Genomic DNA, 19,026 nt, shown 5'->3' on the forward strand with positions numbered 1-19,026 from the left:
CCGGTGGAGGAACCCGCGCCTACGATGTGGGCGGGGTGCAGAGCGAACTGTGACCGGGATGACGCTCCACCACCTCCGGGTCGTCAGGATCGGCAAGGTAGAATTCGGTGAAATTGCGTGCCCCCAGCGCGACAAGATGATGGCCATCCGGATCATGCAGCACGCCTTCACCACTGACCTGATGGATCTCGACGCCGGTGCCGCCATGACGGCGGATGGTGATTTCCCCACACAGGGCGTAGCTGTGGTTCGTACGTCCCATCGCAGTCTCGATATGCGCGGTCTGGCTGGTATGGTCATGATCGAGGGTAAAGGTTGCGACCAGATGTTCATCCACATACAGGCGCGACACTTCCGACACTTCTTCCGAACTGCACCCGTCCTCCACCTCGAACGACCCGGCGAAAGCAGGGGTAACGAGGGCCGTGCACAGCACGGTGGCGATTACGCTCCGCGCGAGGCGGGATAAAAGGACGGACGTTTGCATGAGTCCAAAATATGATGGAAAGCGGTCGTGATGAAAGATGCCATAACACCCGCGCCCACAAATTTACGCCAGTTGCTGTATGATGCGACAACCCGGCTTCGTCATGCCGGAATTGAGGCCCCGCAGCGCGAAGCGCGCCTGCTTGCCGCCCACGCAGCGAATACCGATCTGGCGGGGCTGCTGCGTATCGATGCGCTATCTGACGCGGCCCATACCCTGTTCCTGCGCAACCTCCAGCGTCGTGTGAACCATGAACCGATGGCCTATATTACAGGCCATACCGGTTTCTGGTCGCTGGATCTTATGGTCTCCCCCCATACGCTGATCCCGCGCGCGGATACGGAAACACTGATCGAAGCGACGCTGGACCACCTGCCGGACCGGAGTGCTGGCCTGCGCGTACTCGATATCGGCACCGGCACCGGCTGCCTGCTGCTGTCTGTTCTGGCGGAATATCCTGACGCTTACGGTATCGGAACCGACCTTGCCCCACAGGCGGCGCGGCTGGCAGCGGATAACGCCGTGCGCAACGGTCTCGATACCCGTTGTGCCGCCCTATGCTGCAACTGGGCGAATGCGCTGGTCGGCCCGTTCGACCTGATACTGAGCAATCCGCCTTACATTCCCCGTGATGATCTGGCTGGTCTCATGCCTGATGTCGTAAAGTATGAACCCGCCCGCGCACTGGATGGCGGCGCTGACGGGCTGGTGGCCTACCGGGCTCTGGCCACAGTGCTGCCCGGCCTGCTGGCGACAGGGGGGATCGCTGTAATGGAACTGGGCATAGGACAGGATGCCAGCGTGCCGGACCTTATGCGCGCGGCAGGGCTGGCGGTGCTGGAAATACGCCCCGATCTGGGCGGTATTGGCCGTGCACTGATCGTGAAAAAATAATTTGGCAGAAAGAAAGGCGCGGGTTATATTAACAACGTGCAGGGAACACGGAACGCAGATCATTTGCCATTCCGCTCCCGCGCGATCGATCCCGATTGCAAAACAGAAAAACTGGCAACATGAACCATGATGGTTCCGCCGTGGTTCGGGGATTCGTGTCCGGTGATGCACTGGACAGCAATATGGCAACAGACGGGACGGGCAGACCGCCCCACGGTCCAGGGCAGCGCCGGCGACCGGCAACAGGAAAGTGCTGCGACAGCTTATGAACATGAAACGCATGCGAGGCCGTCACCATCGTTCGGGCGGCAGCAATGGCGGAAGCGTACGCCATAACAATGGCCAGATCCCGTTGAACCGCAACCATGTATTCGACAGTAACGGACCTGACCTGCGCGTACGCGGCACGGCGCAGCAGTTATTTGAAAAATACCTGCAGCTTGGGCGGGATGCGAGCAGCACAGGCGACCGCGTTATGGCGGAAGCCTATTTCCAGCATGCCGAACACTATTTCCGCATCCTCAACGCCATGACGCAGGCCGCCCAGCAGAGCCAGCAGGAACGTCAGGAGCGGATGGGTGCGCGTCAGCAGCGTCCCATGGATAATCGCCAGTCGGTCGACGCACCGGCGGAAGAGGAGGCCGAACAGCCTTCCATTCAGGCACAGCCGCAACAGACCGCCGAGCCGGAAGAAACCGCGCCGCAACCCAGCGTGACCGAAACGCCGGAACCCCAGCCCGCTGCCGCCGCACCAGCCCCCCGCGCACCGCGCATGCCGCGCCGCCGCACCAAGCCGCCGGTGGAAAAGAAAGAAGAACTGGAATCTTCCCCGTCCTGAACGGGGTTTTCCCGCCCCTGACCGGGCGGGGAAGCATTTCAGACGCCGGAACGGACCAGCCGCCAGACCTTGCGCCTGCGGCCCTCCGTTGCGTCGGGGGCATCTTCCACGGTGACAAGGCCCTGATTACGAAGGGCCTGCAGGGCAAGACGGGCATGATAGGTGCCCAGTTCGGGAAAAAGATCCCCGATTTCCCGGACAGAGCGCGCCTTGCCATCCGACAGGATCTTCAGCACGATCTGTCGCTTGCTGTCATGATTTGTCATGCGCCAGGATCGATGCTGAAAAAAAGTCATGCGTTTTCTATACCAGATCCGTCCGTAATGGCCTAGCGCCGATGCGAGCAGCCTGTCCCAGTTCCGACACAACCGTGCGAATGGCCTTGGTCAGATGGCTGAGTTCGGACCGGGTTACGGTAAAAGCCGGTGTCAGATACACAATATTACGGAATGGTCGCACCCATACGCCCTGTGCAATCAGGGCGCTTTTGAGCGCATTCATGTCACTTATGCAATCAAGTTCCACCACACCGATCGCACCCATCACACGCACATCGACAACATGCGGCAGGCTGCGGCAGGATTCGAGTTCGTCGCGCATCTGCGTTTCGATAGCCGCCACCTGTTGTAGCCGGGGCTCCGTATCGAAGAGGTCAAGCGACGCGTTGGCACAGGCGCAGGCCAGCGCATTGGCCATGAAGGTTGGCCCGTGCATGAGCGCATGCAACGGATCATCGGACAGGAAGGCGTCAAATACATGCGTCCGGGCCACCGTCGCCGCCAGCGCCATCGTGCCCCCGGTCAACGCCTTGGACAGGGTGATGATGTCAGGTACGATCCCGGCCTGCTCACATGCGAACATGGTTCCGGTGCGACCGAACCCGGTAAAGATTTCATCAAGGATCAGCAGCACACCATGCCGGTCCGCAAGTTCGCGCAGTGTCCGCAATACATCAGGTGTGTGAAACAGCATTCCGCCCGCCCCCTGAACCAGGGGTTCGACAATAATCGCGGCAATACTGCCTGCGGACTGTGCCAGCAATGTATCCAGTGCCTGCATGCCTGCTGCGTTTACGGGCAGATCAGCAATGAAATGTTCAGGTAACGCCCCCTGATACAGGCTGTGCATCCCTTCTTCGGGGTCGCATACGGCCATGGTGGCCATGGTATCACCGTGATAACCGCCCCGGAAGGCAACAAGCCTTGTCCGCCCCGTCTGCCCGCGATTGAGCCAGTACTGGATGGCCATTTTCATCGCAACCTCAACCGCGACGGAGCCGGAATCAGTAAAGAAAACCCGATCCAGATCACCCGGCAGCATTGTAGCAAGCCGACGAGCCAGCGTCAGCGCCGGTTCATTGACCAGTCCACCAAACATGACGTGCGGCATGCGGATAAGCTGCGCGCTGACCGCCTGATGGATGTGGGGATGATTGTAGCCATGGCATGCCGTCCACCACGATGCGATACCATCCACCAGTTCCGTTCCGTCCGCCAGGGTGATGGTGCAGCCATCGGTGCTGACGGCAGGCAGGGGGGGCAGGGTCGTCTGCATCTGGGTATAGGGCAGCCAGACATGCTTCATGCCCTGTTCCAGCCATTCGGGTCCACACATGCGCCGTCTCCGTGATATTGGGTTGGCGGGATTGACCGGGGCGGCGTGCTCCGGCAGGAGAATGCGCTTCATGGCCCGTTTCGATACGATTTTCCAGACCGCACTGCAGCATATGACGGATCGGCACACCCGCCGCGTGCTGCGCCCGGTACAACAGACCGGCGCGGTCACGGTCATCCGGGATGGAAGGGAACTGATCAACTTCTCCTCCAACGATTATCTGGGCCTGACCCATCACCCGGCGCTGGCCGCACGCGCAGCCCGATGGTTGCACGAAGCAGGCACGGGGGCAGGGGCTTCCCGCCTTGTGACAGGCACAAGCCAGCAGCATATGGCGGTCGAAGCGCGGCTGGCTGCATTCAAGGGCGCGCAGTCCGCCCTGCTTCTGGCCAGCGGATGGCAGGCCAATGCATCCGTACTGACGGCACTGCTGCGGCTTGCGGGGGAACAGGACGGGCCGCCACTGGTCTTTACCGACCGGCTTAACCACGCCAGCCTGCATCATGGCTGCATGGCTGCGGGTGTGCGTCAGATCCGCTTCCGCCATAACGACCTTGACCATCTGGAGGCCCTGCTGTGCCGCCATGCAGGTCATCCCGGCATGCGCGTGATCGTGACGGAAAGCGTTTTTTCCATGGATGGCGACCGTACCGATATTTCCCGGCTAAGCGCCATAGCACGCCATCATGATGCCTTCACCTATGTGGACGAAGCGCATGCTACTGGCGTGCTGGGTCCGCAGGGGCGGGGCCTGTGCGCCAGACATGACATCGACCTCATTATGGGAACATTCAGCAAGGCGCTGGGGGGCTTCGGGGCCTTTGTCACCGGATCAGGTGCGATGTGCGACTGGCTGGTCAACGCCTGCTCTGGTTTCGTGTTCACAACCGCGCCGCCGCCCGCCGTGCTGGGAGCCATGGATGCGGCACTTGAACTGATACCCACCATGGATGCGGAACGCGCCCGACTGGCCCGTAATGCGGCGCATCTGCGCGATGTGATCCGGGATTGCGGCCTGTCGAGCGGCCCTTCGACCACCCAGATCATTCCCATCCTGATCGGGGACGCCGCGCGGGCGCTGGCTTTTGCATCGGTCCTTGAAAAACATGGCATCCTTGCCACCGCCATCCGACCGCCCACGGTGCCCCCCAATAGCAGCCGTATCCGGCTCGCTCTCAGCGCCGCGCATACCGACGCCATGATCGACCAGCTTGCTACCGCCATTACGGGCGCCGCACGGGAAAGCGCATGACATCACCCACGCTGCCCATCGCCTTCGTGCATGGATGGGCCTTTGACCACACATTCTGGAATGCGACACGGGCTGCACTTGGACCATCTTCCACGCATTGCCTTGATTTCGGTTTTTTCGCCGCACAGCCGGCCATGACCCTGCCGGAACACCCCTATATCGGGGTAGGGCATTCGCTGGGCGCCCTGTGGCTGCTACGCCACCATGGACCACTATGCCAGGGACTGGTGCTGGTAAACGGTTTCAGCCGCTTCGGGGCCGTACCCGACTTCCCCGATGGCATTCCCCGGCGGGTGATCGAACGCATGCGCCTTGGCCTGCGGCGTGGTCCGCAGGGACTGCTGCACAGCTTTCGTCAGCGTGCGGACATTGAAACGCCCCTGCCAGCGCATATCGAACAGGGCCGACTGGAAACGGGCCTGAAAATGCTTATGGACATGGATTGCCGGGATGACCTGACAAATCTGGCATGTCCCATCCACATCATGGCCGGAACGCAGGATGCCATCGCCCCACCATCACTGACGCGGGCCTGCTTTTCCGGTAAGGCTGCACACCCCATCCAATGGCAGGAAGGCGGACATCTGCTACCCCTGACCCACACGGCCGACTGCGTGCGCGAAATTACGGCCCTGACCCAACGGATAACCGCACCATGACCCGCAAGGAAAGCATCGCCGCCCGTTTTGACGCGGCACGGGACTACGATCAGGCTGCGCGTGTCCAGCGTATTGCAGCAGGAGAACTTGCCCGACGCATTGCCCGATCCTGCGCTCATGCTACGCCGCTACGTATTCTGGAAATCGGTTGCGGCACCGGATTCCTGACGCGGGAACTGCTACGCCTGTTCCCTGATGCCCATATCACCGCCACGGACATCGCACCGGGCATGCTGGCGCGTCTGGCGGCACGAATTCCGGACAGGGAACGGCTGACACTGCACCGCATGGATGCGGAACAGCCCGACCTGACCGGCCCGTTCGACCTGATATGCTCAAGTCTGGCCATGCAGTGGTTTGAAAACCGGGCCCGGACGCTGGATCTGCTTGCATCGCTGCTTGCACCCGATGGCCAGATGGCTTTTGCCACCTTATGCGCAGGCAGCTTCCGGCAATGGCGGGACGCCTATGCACGGGCTGGCGTGACCTGCCCGGTTCCTTCCTATCCCCCCCTTGCCACCCTGCATGAGGAGTGGCCGCTTTCCGGCGCAGGGCTTTGGCAGGAAGCGGAAATAGTGGATAGCCCCGCATCACCACTGGAATTCGTGCGCGAACTGGCGGCCATCGGGGCCAGCCATACCGATCACCCACCGGCAACGGGTAGTCAGCTACGCCGCGTTCTGGCAGCAGCGCACAGCAATGATCCCTTCGCCGTTTCGTATCATGTCGCTTACGGACAGTTCCGACGTGCCCTGTGGCCAGGTGTATTCGTAACCGGTACGGATACGGATGTGGGCAAGACCGTTACCGCCGCCACACTGGTGCGGGCATGGGGTGCCGCCTACTGGAAGCCCCTGCAAAGCGGCACGGATGATGCCCCATCAGACAGTACGACCATACGTGCCCTGTCCGGTATCGACGCGGCGCGGCTGTATCCGCCTGCGGCCACGTTCGGTGCTTCCCTGTCCCCGGAAGATGCAGCACGGCAGGCCCATACCCGCATCAATCCGACCGACATAGGGTTGCCCCCCCATGACGCCGCCCGTGGACCGCTGGTGGTTGAAGGGGCAGGGGGCGTGTTCGTACCCATTGCCGAAAATTACCTGATGATCGACCTTATGGTCCGTCTTGCGCTGCCTGTGGTACTGGTGGCCCGCAGCCAGCTTGGCACGATCAATCACACACTGCTCAGTCTCGCAGCACTACGGACACGCGGAGTGCGCGTACTGGGCGTAATCCTGAACGGGCCACCCGAACCGATTGGCCGTAATGCCATCGAACGCCATGGGCAGGTGCGTATTCTGGCAGAACTGCCCCCAACCGATCCCATGGGGCCGGATGCCATAAGACAACTGGCCACCCATATACCATCGTGGACTGACGTGACGGGCAGTGTTCAGTAACGTCGCATAAGACCCGCAAGGGTACCCTGTATGCTGACACGACTGGCAGGCAGGGTCCGTGTCTCATAGCGGGTGTTGGCCGGGATCAACGCGATTTCATCGCCCTGATGCCGCACCCGTTTGAGGGTCACTTCCTCCCCATCGATCAGGGCCACGGCAATCTGACCGTCACTGGCCTGTGCCTGTGCGCGGATGATGACCGTATCGCCATCGAGTATTCCCGCGTCCTCCATCGAATCCCCGGTAACCTCCAGCGCGTAATGGTCGCTGGCCTTGCTCATAAGGCTGGCAGGCACAACGATATGGGTTGTACTGGCGTTGATGGCTTCGATCGGGTTACCTGCCGCGATCCGTCCGACAAAGGGCAGTTCAACCATGCCTGCGATGACTGCGGCAGATGGCACCGCCGGGCCGCCGGGTGCGGGCGGGTCGACCGGCTTACGGACCGGCGGCGGCTCGATATCCGGCAGGCGCAGGATTTCCAGCGCCCGGGCACGATGATGCCTGCGGTGGAGGAATCCCCGTTCCTCCAGCGCTGAAATCAGGCGGTGGATACCCGATTTGGAACGCAGGCCAAGCGCATCCTTCATTTCATCGAAGGAGGGCGAGAATCCCGTCCTACGCAAATGGCCGTCAATAAATAGCAAAAGCTCATGTTGTTTTTTCGTGAGCATGCCACATGTCCTTTTGCCGTGGGCGCGTTCCAAGGCGGGAAGAAGCTGGAACAAACCAAAAACCTGTTTCCATGTTCTATATTGGTTCCATCCGCCCCGTCAACTGCGATCCCGCCTGTTACAACCCCTGATCAATGCGGATGATCTCGCACATATCACCCGCCCGGGCAGGCGGTGCGTGCGGCGCGCGCAGCACCAGCGCCTGACTGTCGGCCAGTATATGCAGCATGGCTGAATCCTGAACGGGGAAAGGGGTGGCGATCTGCTGGCCCTGCCCATCATGTGTGAGGCTGCTGCGCAGGAAATCCATGCGCCAGTCATTTTCCGGCAGATCAACGCCCAGAACCGCACGCTGTGGCGGCTCAACCGCATTGTCCAGCCCGGCCATGCGCCGCAGGGCAGGCAGGACGAACACGACGGTACAGACGAACGCGGCCACCGGATTGCCCGGCAGGCCGATGAAAGGCAGGCGCCCCAGATGGCCGGACATGAGCGGGCGACCCGGCCGCATGGCAATTTTCCAGAAATCGGTTTTCAGCCCGACCTGTTCCAGCCCCCGACGCACCAGATCGTGACTGCCGACGCTGGCACCCCCGGTGGTTATGAGCATATCCACGCCATCCACCATCCGCTCAAGGGTCGCAAGGTCGCTCATATTATCCCGCAGCACGGGCAGCATGACCGGCTCGGCACCGGCCTGACGCAGCAGGGCGGCCAGCATGGGGGTGCTGGAATTGGCAATCTGGCCTGCCGCCAGCGTGCTGCCGGGCAGCAGCAGTTCATCCCCCGTGGCGGCAATGGCCACGCGGGGGCGGCGTGTGACCTCCACCCAGGGATGGTTTGCAGCCGCGGCAAGGCCGATATCACGTGCGGACAGCCTGCGCCCGGCGGGAATGACAACCTGCCCCTGCGCGAAATCCTGCCCCCTGCGCCGCACGAACGTCCCCGGCGCGATAACATGCCCGGTCGTGACGGCACGCCCATCCACCTGTGCATTTTCCTGTATCAGCACGGCATCCGTCCCGGCGGGCATGACGCTGCCGGTGAATATACGGACACACTGGCCCTGACCGATCGTGGTGGCTACGGGATGCCCGGCAGGCGCTTCGGCGACACATTCAAGCGTCGCCCCACCGGTGGAAAGATCAGCAGCGCGCACGGCATAGCCATCCATGGCGGATACATCGGCTGGCGGATTGGACAGGCGCGCGGCCAGCGGGGCAGCACTTACGCGTCCACACGCATCAGTCAGGGCCACGACCTCCGCCGGGAGGGGAAATACCCCCTGAAGAATCCGTTCACGCGCTTCGGAGACGCTCAACATCGTGCACTGCACTCCTTTTTTACCCGTCCGGGGCGAATTTAAACAGAAATATTGGTCTTAGAGCTTGACCTCAGCCTTGTGTATGCGCATTTTCCGCCAACTTGAACCACTGCTGCACCTGAATGTTCCAGCAGCGGCGGAGCAGTGCTGAGGATATCATGGCCAAGACCAACACGATTCAAATCAAGCTCGTTTCCACGGCGGACACCGGCTACTTCTACGTGACCAAGAAGAACGCCCGTGCCCAGACCGGCAAGATGGAAATGCGCAAATACGATCCCGTTGCGCGCAAGCACGTGGCCTTCCGCGAAGCGAAGATCAAATAATCTTCCGCTCCGGCGGAAACGAAAAAACCCCGGCGGAAACGACCGGGGTTTTTTCATGCCTGCATGTCCTGCATGTCATGTGCGGGCCATGTCAGTACAGGTGGTTATGTTCCCCGTAGGGCACGACAATTTCGTCCTGCCGGGCAAGGTTCTGCATGGTGCGCGCACGTTCATCCAGAAGATCGACATCCAGCGCGCCTTCCTTCAGCCCGCGCACGCGCCGCAGCCAGACTTCCTGTTCGGCCTTGGCATCGTGCTGGGCGGACCGGGCTTCATCAAGCAGATGCAACTGCGCGGCATAGCTGTGCAGGCCATGTTCGCCGCGCATGACGTTCCAGCCAAAATATGCCGTAAGCCCGATAAACAGGGCAGGGGGAATCGTGGCCCTGATTACACGCCTAACAATCTTGACCACCTGCATCTCGTTCCCCCGGTCAGCTTCAATATCGCATCACATCTCGTGTAACCGGACGGGCTTAACCCGTCCGGCGCACCATGTCACCCGTTCTTCAGGATCGTACGCCCCGCGTAACGGGCAGCGAGGGAGAGTTCGTTCTCGATACGGATAAGCTGATTGTATTTCGCGGTTCGGTCGGAACGGGAAAGCGAGCCGGTCTTGATCTGCCCACAATTTGTGGCGACCGCCAGATCGGCAATGGTGCTGTCTTCCGTTTCACCCGAACGATGGCTCATCACGGCGGTGTAACCTGCATGCTGGGCCAGTTGCACTGCTTCCAGCGTCTCGCTCAGCGTGCCGATCTGATTGACCTTGACCAGCAGGGAGTTCGCAACCCCGGCCTTGATACCCCGACGCAGGCGGTCGGGGTTGGTCACGAACAGGTCATCGCCAACCAGTTGCAGCTTGTGGCCAAGATTGGCGGTCAGTTCCGCCCAGCCTTCCCAGTCATCTTCCGCAAGACCATCCTCAATCGAGATGATGGGGTAGCGCGCGGCCAGATCGGCCAGATACGCGATCATACCGGCTGCATCCAGGCTTTTGTCTTCGCCCTTCAGTTCGTAGCGGCCATTCTTGTAAAACTCGGTCGCAGCGCAATCCAGCGCGAAGGTCACGTCCTCTCCGGGGCGATAGCCCGCAGCCTCGACCGCGCGCATCATGAAGCCCAGCGCCTCATCAGCGGATTTCAGGGCAGGTGCGAACCCGCCTTCATCACCGACGTTGGTGTTGTAACCCGCACCGGACAGGCTTTTCTTAAGCTGTGCGAAGATTTCCGATCCCATGCGGATGGCGTCCGTAACGGTGGGCGCGCCAATGGGCTGGATCATGAATTCCTGAATGTCGATCGGATTGTCGGCATGCTCACCGCCATTGATGATGTTCATCATCGGCACCGGCAGGGTCCGGGCATACACACCGCCTACATAGCGGTACAGCGGAACGCGCAGTTCCTCAGCCGAGGCCTTGGCCACCGCCAGCGAAACGCCCAGAATCGCGTTCGCACCAAGCCGAGACTTGTTCGGCGTGCCGTCCAGATCGATCATGGCTTCGTCAATAGCGACCTGATCGGACGATTCCACACCCTGCAGGGCTTCAAGGATTTCCTGTTCGACATGGGCGGCAGCCTTCAGCACGCCCTTGCCACCGAAGCGCTTCGGGTCGCCATCGCGCAGTTCGACGGCTTCATGCGCGCCGGTCGACGCGCCCGAGGGGACAGCCGCACGGCCTTTCGCACCCGACTCCAGTTCCACATCCACCTCGATGGTGGGATTGCCACGACTGTCGAGTATTTCACGGGCGATGATATCGATAATGGCGCTCATGATATCTGTTTCCTCAGATTTGACATTATGGGGACAGCGCATGCCACCGGCACGCATATCCTGCCCCACGATAACAGATGCCGCGCATCATGCCAGAGTGCGCTATGCACAACAAAATCATAGCTGGGAGAATGCTGCCGTGAAACGCCTGCCGATACTTGCCATAGTCACCGCCCTGGCAAGCCTGCTGCCACTGATCGGCTGCACCTGCGCCATCGTGTTCCTTACACCCGACCACACCCCCCGCCTGCTGACGGCGGCGGTGGGTTATGGCGCGGTCATGCTGTCCTTCATGGGGGCCGTGCACTGGGGACTGGCGCTGGAACGGCCTGACATCATCCCCGCCGGTGGAACGGGGCAGCAGACCAACCTGCGGCTTCTGCTCGGTGGAGTACCTGCCCTGATCGGGTGGATCGGGCTATGCGCGGCCACAGTACATGAACTGGCGGGGCTGCTGATCCTGATCGCGGGCTTTGGCGCGACAGCCGTGGCCGAACGCATGGCATGGCGGCGCGGGGCCATGCCGCGTGGTTACATGACGGTGCAGTGGTTCGTCATCTGCCTGAGCGAAATCTGTTTTCTGGCCATACTGGCAGCAAGCCTTGGCATGCGTCCCGAAAGCTGACGGCAGGCTTTCCCCCAATAAAAAACCCGGCATACCGCATGGCATGCCGGGTTTTTACGTTCAATGGATGAACGTTCAGGTGTTCTGCAGACCGCGCAGCACATCCGCCGGACGGACCGGCATATGCCGCAGGCGTACGCCCACCGCATTGAAGATGGCGTTACCGATCGCAGGACCGACCACCGTGGTGCCCGGTTCACCAAGGCCCATGGGCTTCTCGGTGCTGGGCAGGAACTCGATATCCATTTCCGGCGTATCGGCAATACGCAGCGGGGTATAGGTGTTCAGGTTCCGGTCAACCGGCAGGCCGTTCACGATTTCCGTATTTTCAAACAGAACCATGCTCAGGCCCCACAGTGCTGCACCCTCCGTCTGGGCTTTCGCACCATCGGGATCGACCACCGTGCCCGCATCAACCACGATCGTCAGCTTTTCACAGCGGACCACGCCGGTGCTACGGTCCACATGAACCTGCGCGCAACATGCGATCCATGTCGGCATGCCACGTTCCTGACCCGCCGTAGTGGCGATCCCCATGGCGGTGTCCTTGGGCAGGGTCGTCTTACCCCAGTTCACCTTTTCCATAAGCCGGCGCACGACCGCGGCCTGACGCAGCGCGCCGCCCACGGAATCCGGGGCCTGTCCCTTGTTACGGCCCTGCGCCGTCAGCAGTTCAAGACGGAACTGTGCCGGGTCCTTTTTCTGGCGGTGCGCGACCTCATCAAGGAAGCACTCGATACCCCAACTGGTCCAGCCGGGGCTGACCGAACGCAGCCAGCCGGGACGGAAAGTCTTTTCCGCAAGGTCGTTACGCAACGCACGGACACGGAACGCACCGACTTCGTACCAGTGGTCACCACCGGCGATGGCAAACTGGTCATAGGGCTTGTCGTCCACGCCCTTTTCCATGAAGGCAGCAGCCATCACGCCTGTCGGCCAGCCCGCAGCCGCCTGATAATCCATGGCAGTAATCCTGTCACTGCCATCGAAAGCCATGCGGACACGCTGCACGGAAGGCGAGCGGAAGGAATCGAACTGCATGTCGTCCGAGCGCGTCAGGATCAGCTTGACCGGCTTGCCACCCAGCGCCTTGGACGCAAGGGCGGCAGGGATCATGTAGTCACCGTTAAGCCTGCGCCCGAAACCGCCACCCAGCAGATAGCTGCGCAGGATGACCTTGCTTTCGGGAACCTGAAGCGACTTGGCCAGCGTGGGCAGGATCAGGCTCTGCCACTGGTTGCCGGCATGGATTTCGTAAACGCCGTCCTTTTCAAAGGCCAGCGCATTGGTCGGCTCAAGCTGGTAATGCAGCACGGACGCACAGGTATATTCCTGATCCATGACCGCATGCGCGCCAGAGAAGGCCTGATCCACGCCATCGTCATTGAAGACGTAAACACCACCTTCCTTATTGTTGATCAGCGCGCGGCCACGGTCCTGAATGTCACGTTCCGACGTATGGATCGTCTCACCGGGGGTCCAGTCAACCTTCAGCGCATCGGCGGCACGGATGGCGGCGGTATAGGTGCTGGCCAGCACCACGACCCAGCCCTGCACGACTTCGGACGGATCATCGATCAGCAGGTAGCGGACATATCCCTTGATCTTGCGGGCTTCGCTGTCATCAACCGAACGGACCTTCGATCCATAACGCGTCGGCGGCATCTTGGGACGGGCATACACCATGCCCTCCATCTTCGCGTCGATACCGTAAATGGCGGTCCCGTTGGTCTTGGACGGAATGTCCAGCGCCTTGAGTTCCGCATTGCCGATCAGCTTGTGGGCACTGGCGGGCTTGAGCGGCAGCTTGGCCATTTCTTCAGGCGTGAAGGAATGGGACGGATGCCCCTTGGCCACGATATCGCCAAAGCTGATCTGCCTGGTACCCGCGCTGACAATGCTGTTGGCAACGGTGCATTTGTCCGGCGTCGTGCCCAGCAGGCGCGCGGCTTCCTCAACCAGCGCCGTACGGGTTGCGGCACCGGCCTGACGGAAGACATCCCATGTCATCCATACCGACCAGCTACCACCCGTGACCATCAGGCCCCATTTGGGGTCCGTGTCCACGTAGTTGATGCGGACCTTGCTCCAGTCGGCTTCCATCTCATCGGCGATGATACGCGCCAGCGCCGTGCCGATGTGCTGCCCCATTTCGGCGCGGATGATGTTGACGGTGATTTCACCATCGGGCGCAATGGAGCACCAGATGGTCGGCTCGAACGCGCCATCACCGGGAAGGGCCCTGTCGAGCGGAAAAATCTGGTTGGCGGCAGCCGGACGCGCAAAGCCGAACATGACACCAGCGCCAAGCGAGGTGACAAGGAAGCCACGACGCGACAGGGAAGTCTGCTCACGGCGACCGTCCCGACCCAGGCGGAAGCGGTTTAATCTACCCATTTGATGAATCTCCGCGTGCGTTGGCCGCGGCCTTCTTGATGGCCTCCCGGATACGGATATAGGTCATGCAACGGCACAGGCTGCCCGCCATGACAGCGTCGATTTCCTCATCCGTGGGGGAGGGATAATCCTTCAGCAGGCTGATCGCCTGCATGATCTGGCCGGACTGGCAGTACCCGCACTGCGGCACCTGAATGTCACGCCATGCCTGCTGCACCGGATGGTTTCCCTCCGGGTCAACACCTTCGATGGTGGTGATGTCAGCACCTTCTGCGGCGCTGACAGGGGTCACGCACGAACGGGTGGCCCGGCCACCGATATGGATGGTGCACGCACCACACATACCGATACCGCAGCCGAATTTCGTTCCGGTCAGGCCAACTTCGTCACGGATAACCCACAGCAGGGGGGTATCATCCGGCACGTCAACGGTTACATCCCGTCCATTGAGGCGAAAGGTCGTCATGTTCTAGCTCCGTCTTTCAGCTCAATGGGACGACGCGACAGGGGAAGCCGGCAGGGTCTTGCGAACCTCGGCCGCCTTCTTTTCCAGATCGGTCCACGGCGGCAGGGTCGTGCGCGTCGCACGCAGATAGGCTGCCAGACGGGCCAGATCCGCATCTGAGAAGGAATGGTAGAAACTGGGCATGGAAACGGTGGAGATGCCTTCTGTCGTGCCGATACCGCGCAGGATGACCTGGAACAGGTTGGTCGGCTCATCCAGCCACAGCGCATTGTTCAGCGCGAGGTCCGGGCGGCCTTCAACCGGCTGCGGGCCAGCATTGGCGTGGCAGGCGGCGCACGCACCGGCATAAAGCCGCGCGTTCGGGTTGGTCTGCGGTCCCACCAGATCCTTCATGGAGGCGCTCATGGCCCACGCGATGGCCTTCGGGTCCTGACTTACGCGGCTGGAAGCATGATCGATCTCGGCCAGGTAATGTGCGATCGCATGCACATCGGATTCCGGCATTTCGCTCAGGCCGCCATGCACGACGGGCGACATGGGACCGGCGGCGCTGCCATGCAGCGGGGCGGAGCCAAAGCGCAGGTATTTGAAGAACTCGTCCTCCGTCCAGACAACGGGGGTCGGGTTGTGTTCGTTAAGCGGGGGCGCAATCCAGTTATCGACCGGCGCGCCATCATAGGGTGCGCTGCTCTTTTCCGCGCCCATGGCGTTACGCGGCGTGTGGCAGGCGGAACAGTGGCTCAGCCCTTCGGCAAGATAGGCGCCACGGTTCCACTCGGCATCATGCGTCGTGTCGTTCTTCAGCGGCCCTTCATGCAGGAACAGAAGTTTCCAGCCCGCCTGCTCCAGACGGATGTTGAAGGGGAAGCCGACCGTATTGTCACGCTTGACCGAATGGATCGGCTGGCGGGTCATGAGGAAGGCATAGACATCATCGATGTCCTGATCCGTCATGTGCGTGAAGTGATCGAACGGGAAAGCGGGGAAAAGCTGCGTGCCATCGCGGGAGATACCCTTGCGCATGGCGCGCTTGAAGGCGGCTTCCGACCAGCGGCCGATACCCGTTTCGGGATCAGGCGTGATGTTGGACGAGAAGATGGCGCCAAACGGCGTGTCCATCTTGTAGTCGCCAGCCAGTTCGATGCCACGCTTGCCATCCGTGCGGGTATGACATTCCGCACAGTAGCCGCCCGCGGCCAGCACGCGCCCATGTTCGATCTGCGCGGCCGTGAAAGAGGAAGGAGGAGGCGGTGCGACCGGCGCAATCGCCGGATACCACGCATAGGCAAGGAACCCGACGCCGCCGGCGACACCGATCCCCACAATCGCTGCTGCAATACGTTTAATCACGATGTTCTCGCGGTTGTGAAAGTCATCAAATCACCCCGTATCATCCGCCCGGTTCCGGTGCCGGTATGGCAGGAAACACAGGAGGCGGCGCGTCGTTGCCCGCCCCCGAAGCACCGGAACTGCCGGATGTGCGGGAACATCGGCGCCACGGCGGAAACTCAGTATTACTGTTTCCTAATCAAGCCGTTCGGGCGCACGTAAGATGAAAGCGATGATAAGACTTATTCACTTTTACATTGAATACAGATAACCCACCGCAAAACCCTGAATAACCGGGGCTGCGGGGGCCTGTCAGAACAACGTCTATATACGGATGAATATATATGTGGGCGGGAATGTCAATGCGGGGAAGGAAAAAATCCTTCCCCGCTCAGTCTGCTCAGTTCTGGTCGGGCAGGCTGTAGGCGACGATGTAGTCACCCATTTTGGTGCCGAAGGAGCCGTGGCCACCATCGGCGGTTACGATGAACTGCCTGCCGTCCACCGCGTATGTCATGGGGGTGGACTGGCCACCGGCGGGCAGGCGGTCCTGCCACAGCTGCTGTCCGGTCGTGACGTCATAGGCGCGGATGTAATAATCCAGCGTCGAGGTCAGGAACGCCACGCCGCCTGCGGTGGTCAGCGGGCCGCCAAGGCTGGGCACGCCCATCTTGATGGGCAGCGGCAGGGGCGCGCTGTCACGGATCGTGCCGTTGCGATGCTTCCACACGATCTTGTTGGTGCGCAGGTCGATACCCGACATGTAGCCCCATGCAGGCTGCTTGCACGGCAGGCCGAAGGGAGACAGGAACGGGTGCAGGTCAACGCCATAGGGCGTGCCGAACTGCGGCTGCACACCGCTTTCGCTACCGGACGGCAGGGATTTATCCGGTGTCGCCGGGTTGTTGGGACCGCGCGGGATCAGGTGGGAGACGAACGGAATGGCGATGGGATTGGCAATCGCGATCTGACGCTCGGGATCGACCGCAAGGCCCCCCCATTCAAACATGCCCAGATTGCCCGGGAATACTAGCGTGCCCTGCAGTGAAGGCGGCGTGAACGGACCTTCATAGCGCAGGCGATGGAACATGATGCGGCAGATGAGCTGGTCATACATCGTGCCGCCCCACATATCCGCATCCGTCAGGTTCGTCTTGGGGCGGAACGTAAGCTCGGAGAAGGGCTGCGTGGACGAAAGGTGGTCGCCCGGTGCTGCACCCTGCGGCACGGGGGTTTCGGGGGCGGGAACGACCAGATGGCCATTACGCCGGTCGAGCACGAAAATATTGCCCGTCTTGGCCGGGGCATACAGGGTGGGAATGACCTCGCCATCCGCATTGCGGATATCCACAAGGCTCGGCTGCGCGGGAACGTCCATGTCCCACAGGTCATGATGGACGGTCTGGTAGCTCCAGGCCAGCTTGCCCGTGGTGGCGTTCAGCGCAACAATCGCACTCGCATACCGCTCGGCGTCCGCATTGCGGTTACCGCCCCAGATGTCCGGCGTCTGCACGCCCATGGGGATATAGACCAGATCGAGCTTCGCGTCATAGGAAGCCGTGATCCACGAATTGGGGGAATTGGGCACGAAGCTGTGGTGTTCGGACGGCATCTCGTTCGGGTCGGGATTGCCGGGGTCGAACGCCCATTTCAGCGCGCCGGTATAGACATCGAACCCACGGGTGACACCGGACGGTTCATGCGTGGAATAGTTGTCGGTCACCGCACCGGACACAATCACCGTGGTATCGGTCACGACCGGCGGGGATGTCGGTTCGTAAAAACCCGCCGTGCGGACAGTCATGCCCTGCTTCAGGTCCACCACGCCGTTCTGACCAAAACCCGTACATAGCGCACCAGTCCCGGCATCGAGCGCAAAAAGACGGCCATCATTGGTGGGCAGGAGGATGCGCTGCGCGCATTCGGTGGGGGCAGGGGCGCCATCCGTCGTCAACGCACCAGCCCGGGTTTCATGGTAGGAAACGCCACGGCAGGTCAGATGCTGGAAGGTCCGGTTGTATTCGATCTGCGGATCAAACTTCCACCGCTGCCTGCCGGTCTTCGCATCAAGGGCAAACAGGATCTGGTGGGGAGAACACAGGTAAAGCGTATCGCGGATCTTGATGGGTGTGACCTCATCGGTAATCTCACCGGGGTCATTGGGCCTGCGCACGTCGCCCGTGCGGAAGGTCCACGCAACCTTCAGCTTGCTGACATTGCCCGCATTGACCTGTTTCAGCGGCGAGAAACGGTCACCGAACTGGGTGCGGCCATAAGCCTGCCAGTCGCCATCGGGCATCTGTCCGGCGTCACCGGGTTCCGGCGCGTTCTGTGCTACCGGCGGCAGGTTGCCCGCTATGTCCTGCGGATCACGGGTCATGGCAACACCAACCACGATCACAGCCGCCCCGATGGCGCCCAGCAGCGGCATGCGGGTAGCAGGCCCTGCCGGTTCCAGATGGTGCGAGACCCATGGCAGGGCCAGCACGATACCGATGGGCACCAGAATATCCCCACGCGGCGCCAGCGCCCAGAAATCAAGCCCGGCCTCATGCACGGCCCATACCATCGTACCAAGCAGAAGGGCCGCGTAAACCACCAGCGCCGAGGCCCGTCGTCGGTACAGCAGGAACGCCGTACCAAGCAACATGAGGCCCGCAATGGCATAATAGGCGGAACCGCCGATAAGACACAGCCACAGCCCGCCACCCAGCAGGTACAGACCTGACAGGGCGCAGACGGCTATGGCCGCAGCGAGAAGGGGAGCCGAGCGCATAAGGCTATTCATAAGTTTTCCTGATTACCGTGATACAGTACGAACATTCTGACATGAAAGAACGTTAAGACAGACCGTAAGGTCAAGTCCAACCTTATGAATAAAATGTGCGACAGCCCTTTTTTCGCCCGTCTTCCGCCCCGGACAGAGCCGGAAGCAGTGGCGACGGCAGCCCTGACCACC

The 19,026-nt window shown here is 61.3% G+C and carries 18 protein-coding genes; 7 read left to right on the forward strand and 11 right to left on the reverse strand.

All coding sequences use genetic code 11. The annotated features are described in order from the left end of the window. Positions 1-19: 19 nt before the first annotated feature. On the reverse strand, positions 20-487 hold the full coding sequence (locus KSAC_RS03440; protein WP_102323574.1) for a hypothetical protein: 468 nt from the start codon (positions 485-487) through the stop codon (positions 20-22). A 30-nt stretch (positions 488-517) separates the two neighbouring features. Between KSAC_RS03440 and prmC the strand changes: the two genes are divergently transcribed. Together prmC and KSAC_RS03450 are read left to right on the forward strand one after the other, a co-directional pair. Further along, positions 518-1,381, forward strand: a complete 864-nt coding sequence (prmC, locus tag KSAC_RS03445) for a peptide chain release factor N(5)-glutamine methyltransferase (protein ID WP_132306090.1) — start codon at positions 518-520, stop codon at positions 1,379-1,381. Between the two features lie 265 nt (positions 1,382-1,646). Then, complete coding sequence (locus tag KSAC_RS03450) at positions 1,647-2,219, forward strand: DUF4167 domain-containing protein (RefSeq protein ID WP_102323572.1); 573 nt, start codon at positions 1,647-1,649, stop codon at positions 2,217-2,219. A 38-nt stretch (positions 2,220-2,257) separates the two neighbouring features. On the opposite strand, the gene KSAC_RS03455 is transcribed toward KSAC_RS03450, so the two are convergent. Beyond that, on the reverse strand, positions 2,258-2,515 hold the full coding sequence (locus tag KSAC_RS03455) for a hypothetical protein (RefSeq protein ID WP_132304221.1): 258 nt from the start codon (positions 2,513-2,515) through the stop codon (positions 2,258-2,260). 7 nt (positions 2,516-2,522) lie between these two features. Next, positions 2,523-3,833: an adenosylmethionine--8-amino-7-oxononanoate transaminase gene (locus KSAC_RS03460; protein ID WP_132304223.1), complete on the reverse strand. Its 1,311-nt coding sequence runs from the start codon at positions 3,831-3,833 to the stop codon at positions 2,523-2,525. A gap of 61 nt (positions 3,834-3,894) precedes the next feature. Between KSAC_RS03460 and KSAC_RS03465 the strand changes: the two genes are divergently transcribed. The 3 genes from KSAC_RS03465 to bioD are packed head-to-tail and all read left to right on the forward strand — an operon-like array spanning position 3,895 to position 7,147. Further along, positions 3,895-5,085, forward strand: a complete 1,191-nt coding sequence (locus KSAC_RS03465; protein WP_132304225.1) for an aminotransferase class I/II-fold pyridoxal phosphate-dependent enzyme — start codon at positions 3,895-3,897, stop codon at positions 5,083-5,085. Continuing rightward, a complete protein-coding gene (locus tag KSAC_RS03470; RefSeq protein WP_132304227.1) occupies positions 5,082-5,744 on the forward strand; it encodes an alpha/beta fold hydrolase in 663 nt (220 codons plus the stop codon). Before KSAC_RS03465 ends, KSAC_RS03470 begins: the two co-directional genes overlap by 4 nt. Next, a complete protein-coding gene (gene bioD, locus KSAC_RS03475; protein ID WP_132304229.1) occupies positions 5,741-7,147 on the forward strand; it encodes a dethiobiotin synthase in 1,407 nt (468 codons plus the stop codon). The genes KSAC_RS03470 and bioD overlap by 4 nt, the downstream gene beginning before the upstream one ends. Here bioD and lexA read toward each other — a convergent pair. After that, a complete protein-coding gene (lexA, locus tag KSAC_RS03480; RefSeq protein WP_132304231.1) occupies positions 7,141-7,821 on the reverse strand; it encodes a transcriptional repressor LexA in 681 nt (226 codons plus the stop codon). The two genes, bioD and lexA, sit on opposite strands and share 7 nt — an antisense overlap. A gap of 118 nt (positions 7,822-7,939) precedes the next feature. Continuing rightward, complete coding sequence (locus KSAC_RS03485; RefSeq protein WP_132304233.1) at positions 7,940-9,145, reverse strand: molybdopterin molybdotransferase MoeA; 1,206 nt, start codon at positions 9,143-9,145, stop codon at positions 7,940-7,942. A 158-nt stretch (positions 9,146-9,303) separates the two neighbouring features. Here KSAC_RS03485 and rpmG point away from each other — a divergent pair, with 158 nt between their 5' ends. Further along, a complete protein-coding gene (gene rpmG, locus KSAC_RS03490) occupies positions 9,304-9,471 on the forward strand; it encodes a 50S ribosomal protein L33 (protein ID WP_003620129.1) in 168 nt (55 codons plus the stop codon). 91 nt (positions 9,472-9,562) lie between these two features. Here rpmG and KSAC_RS03495 read toward each other — a convergent pair whose 3' ends face one another. Together KSAC_RS03495 and eno are read right to left on the reverse strand one after the other, a co-directional pair. After that, entirely contained in the window at positions 9,563-9,892 is a 330-nt protein-coding gene (locus tag KSAC_RS03495; RefSeq protein ID WP_102323564.1) for an FtsB family cell division protein, read from the reverse strand. Positions 9,893-9,969: 77 nt separating this feature from the next. Beyond that, complete coding sequence (eno, locus tag KSAC_RS03500) at positions 9,970-11,250, reverse strand: phosphopyruvate hydratase (protein WP_102324196.1); 1,281 nt, start codon at positions 11,248-11,250, stop codon at positions 9,970-9,972. A gap of 139 nt (positions 11,251-11,389) precedes the next feature. Between eno and KSAC_RS03505 the strand changes: the two genes are divergently transcribed. Then, the gene (locus tag KSAC_RS03505) at positions 11,390-11,875 is read left to right on the forward strand and encodes a DUF3429 domain-containing protein (RefSeq protein ID WP_102323563.1); all 486 of its coding nucleotides are present in this window, start codon (positions 11,390-11,392) and stop codon (positions 11,873-11,875) included. 75 nt (positions 11,876-11,950) lie between these two features. Here KSAC_RS03505 and KSAC_RS03510 read toward each other — a convergent pair whose 3' ends face one another. The 4 genes from KSAC_RS03510 to KSAC_RS03525 form a co-directional block, all read right to left on the reverse strand. Beyond that, the gene (locus tag KSAC_RS03510; protein ID WP_118963166.1) at positions 11,951-14,272 is read right to left on the reverse strand and encodes a xanthine dehydrogenase family protein molybdopterin-binding subunit; all 2,322 of its coding nucleotides are present in this window, start codon (positions 14,270-14,272) and stop codon (positions 11,951-11,953) included. Next, positions 14,265-14,738 carry a (2Fe-2S)-binding protein gene (locus KSAC_RS03515; protein ID WP_102323561.1) on the reverse strand — a complete coding sequence of 158 codons (474 nt, stop codon included), beginning with the start codon at positions 14,736-14,738 and terminating at the stop codon, positions 14,265-14,267. The genes KSAC_RS03510 and KSAC_RS03515 overlap by 8 nt, the downstream gene beginning before the upstream one ends. A 21-nt stretch (positions 14,739-14,759) precedes the next feature. Beyond that, positions 14,760-16,088, reverse strand: coding sequence for a cytochrome c (locus KSAC_RS03520; protein ID WP_102323560.1), 1,329 nt, complete (start codon positions 16,086-16,088; stop codon positions 14,760-14,762). Between the two features lie 379 nt (positions 16,089-16,467). Continuing rightward, positions 16,468-18,855, reverse strand: a complete 2,388-nt coding sequence (locus tag KSAC_RS03525; RefSeq protein ID WP_132304235.1) for a glucose/quinate/shikimate family membrane-bound PQQ-dependent dehydrogenase — start codon at positions 18,853-18,855, stop codon at positions 16,468-16,470. Between the last annotated feature and the right edge of the window lie 171 nt (positions 18,856-19,026).

The organism is Komagataeibacter saccharivorans (assembly GCF_004348195.1).
Classification (GTDB): Bacteria; Pseudomonadota; Alphaproteobacteria; order Acetobacterales; family Acetobacteraceae; genus Komagataeibacter; species Komagataeibacter saccharivorans.

What these genes read in the sequence shown, in the direction of transcription:
- rpmG (WP_003620129.1), top strand. Translation starts at nt 9,304, where the DNA reads ATGGCCAAGACCAACACGATTCAAATCAAGCTCGTTTCCACGGCGGAC.
- KSAC_RS03450 (WP_102323572.1), top strand. Translation starts at nt 1,647, where the DNA reads ATGAACATGAAACGCATGCGAGGCCGTCACCATCGTTCGGGCGGCAGC.
- KSAC_RS03470 (WP_132304227.1), top strand. Translation starts at nt 5,082, where the DNA reads ATGACATCACCCACGCTGCCCATCGCCTTCGTGCATGGATGGGCCTTT.
- KSAC_RS03510 (WP_118963166.1), bottom strand. Translation starts at nt 14,272, where the DNA reads ATGGGTAGATTAAACCGCTTCCGCCTGGGTCGGGACGGTCGCCGTGAG.
- KSAC_RS03460 (WP_132304223.1), bottom strand. Translation starts at nt 3,833, where the DNA reads ATGTGTGGACCCGAATGGCTGGAACAGGGCATGAAGCATGTCTGGCTG.
- KSAC_RS03495 (WP_102323564.1), bottom strand. Translation starts at nt 9,892, where the DNA reads ATGCAGGTGGTCAAGATTGTTAGGCGTGTAATCAGGGCCACGATTCCC.
- KSAC_RS03440 (WP_102323574.1), bottom strand. Translation starts at nt 487, where the DNA reads ATGCAAACGTCCGTCCTTTTATCCCGCCTCGCGCGGAGCGTAATCGCC.
- KSAC_RS03485 (WP_132304233.1), bottom strand. Translation starts at nt 9,145, where the DNA reads ATGTTGAGCGTCTCCGAAGCGCGTGAACGGATTCTTCAGGGGGTATTT.
- KSAC_RS03465 (WP_132304225.1), top strand. Translation starts at nt 3,895, where the DNA reads ATGCGCTTCATGGCCCGTTTCGATACGATTTTCCAGACCGCACTGCAG.
- prmC (WP_132306090.1), top strand. Translation starts at nt 518, where the DNA reads ATGAAAGATGCCATAACACCCGCGCCCACAAATTTACGCCAGTTGCTG.
- eno (WP_102324196.1), bottom strand. Translation starts at nt 11,250, where the DNA reads ATGAGCGCCATTATCGATATCATCGCCCGTGAAATACTCGACAGTCGT.
- KSAC_RS03515 (WP_102323561.1), bottom strand. Translation starts at nt 14,738, where the DNA reads ATGACGACCTTTCGCCTCAATGGACGGGATGTAACCGTTGACGTGCCG.
- KSAC_RS03525 (WP_132304235.1), bottom strand. Translation starts at nt 18,855, where the DNA reads ATGAATAGCCTTATGCGCTCGGCTCCCCTTCTCGCTGCGGCCATAGCC.
- lexA (WP_132304231.1), bottom strand. Translation starts at nt 7,821, where the DNA reads ATGCTCACGAAAAAACAACATGAGCTTTTGCTATTTATTGACGGCCAT.
- KSAC_RS03455 (WP_132304221.1), bottom strand. Translation starts at nt 2,515, where the DNA reads ATGACTTTTTTTCAGCATCGATCCTGGCGCATGACAAATCATGACAGC.
- bioD (WP_132304229.1), top strand. Translation starts at nt 5,741, where the DNA reads ATGACCCGCAAGGAAAGCATCGCCGCCCGTTTTGACGCGGCACGGGAC.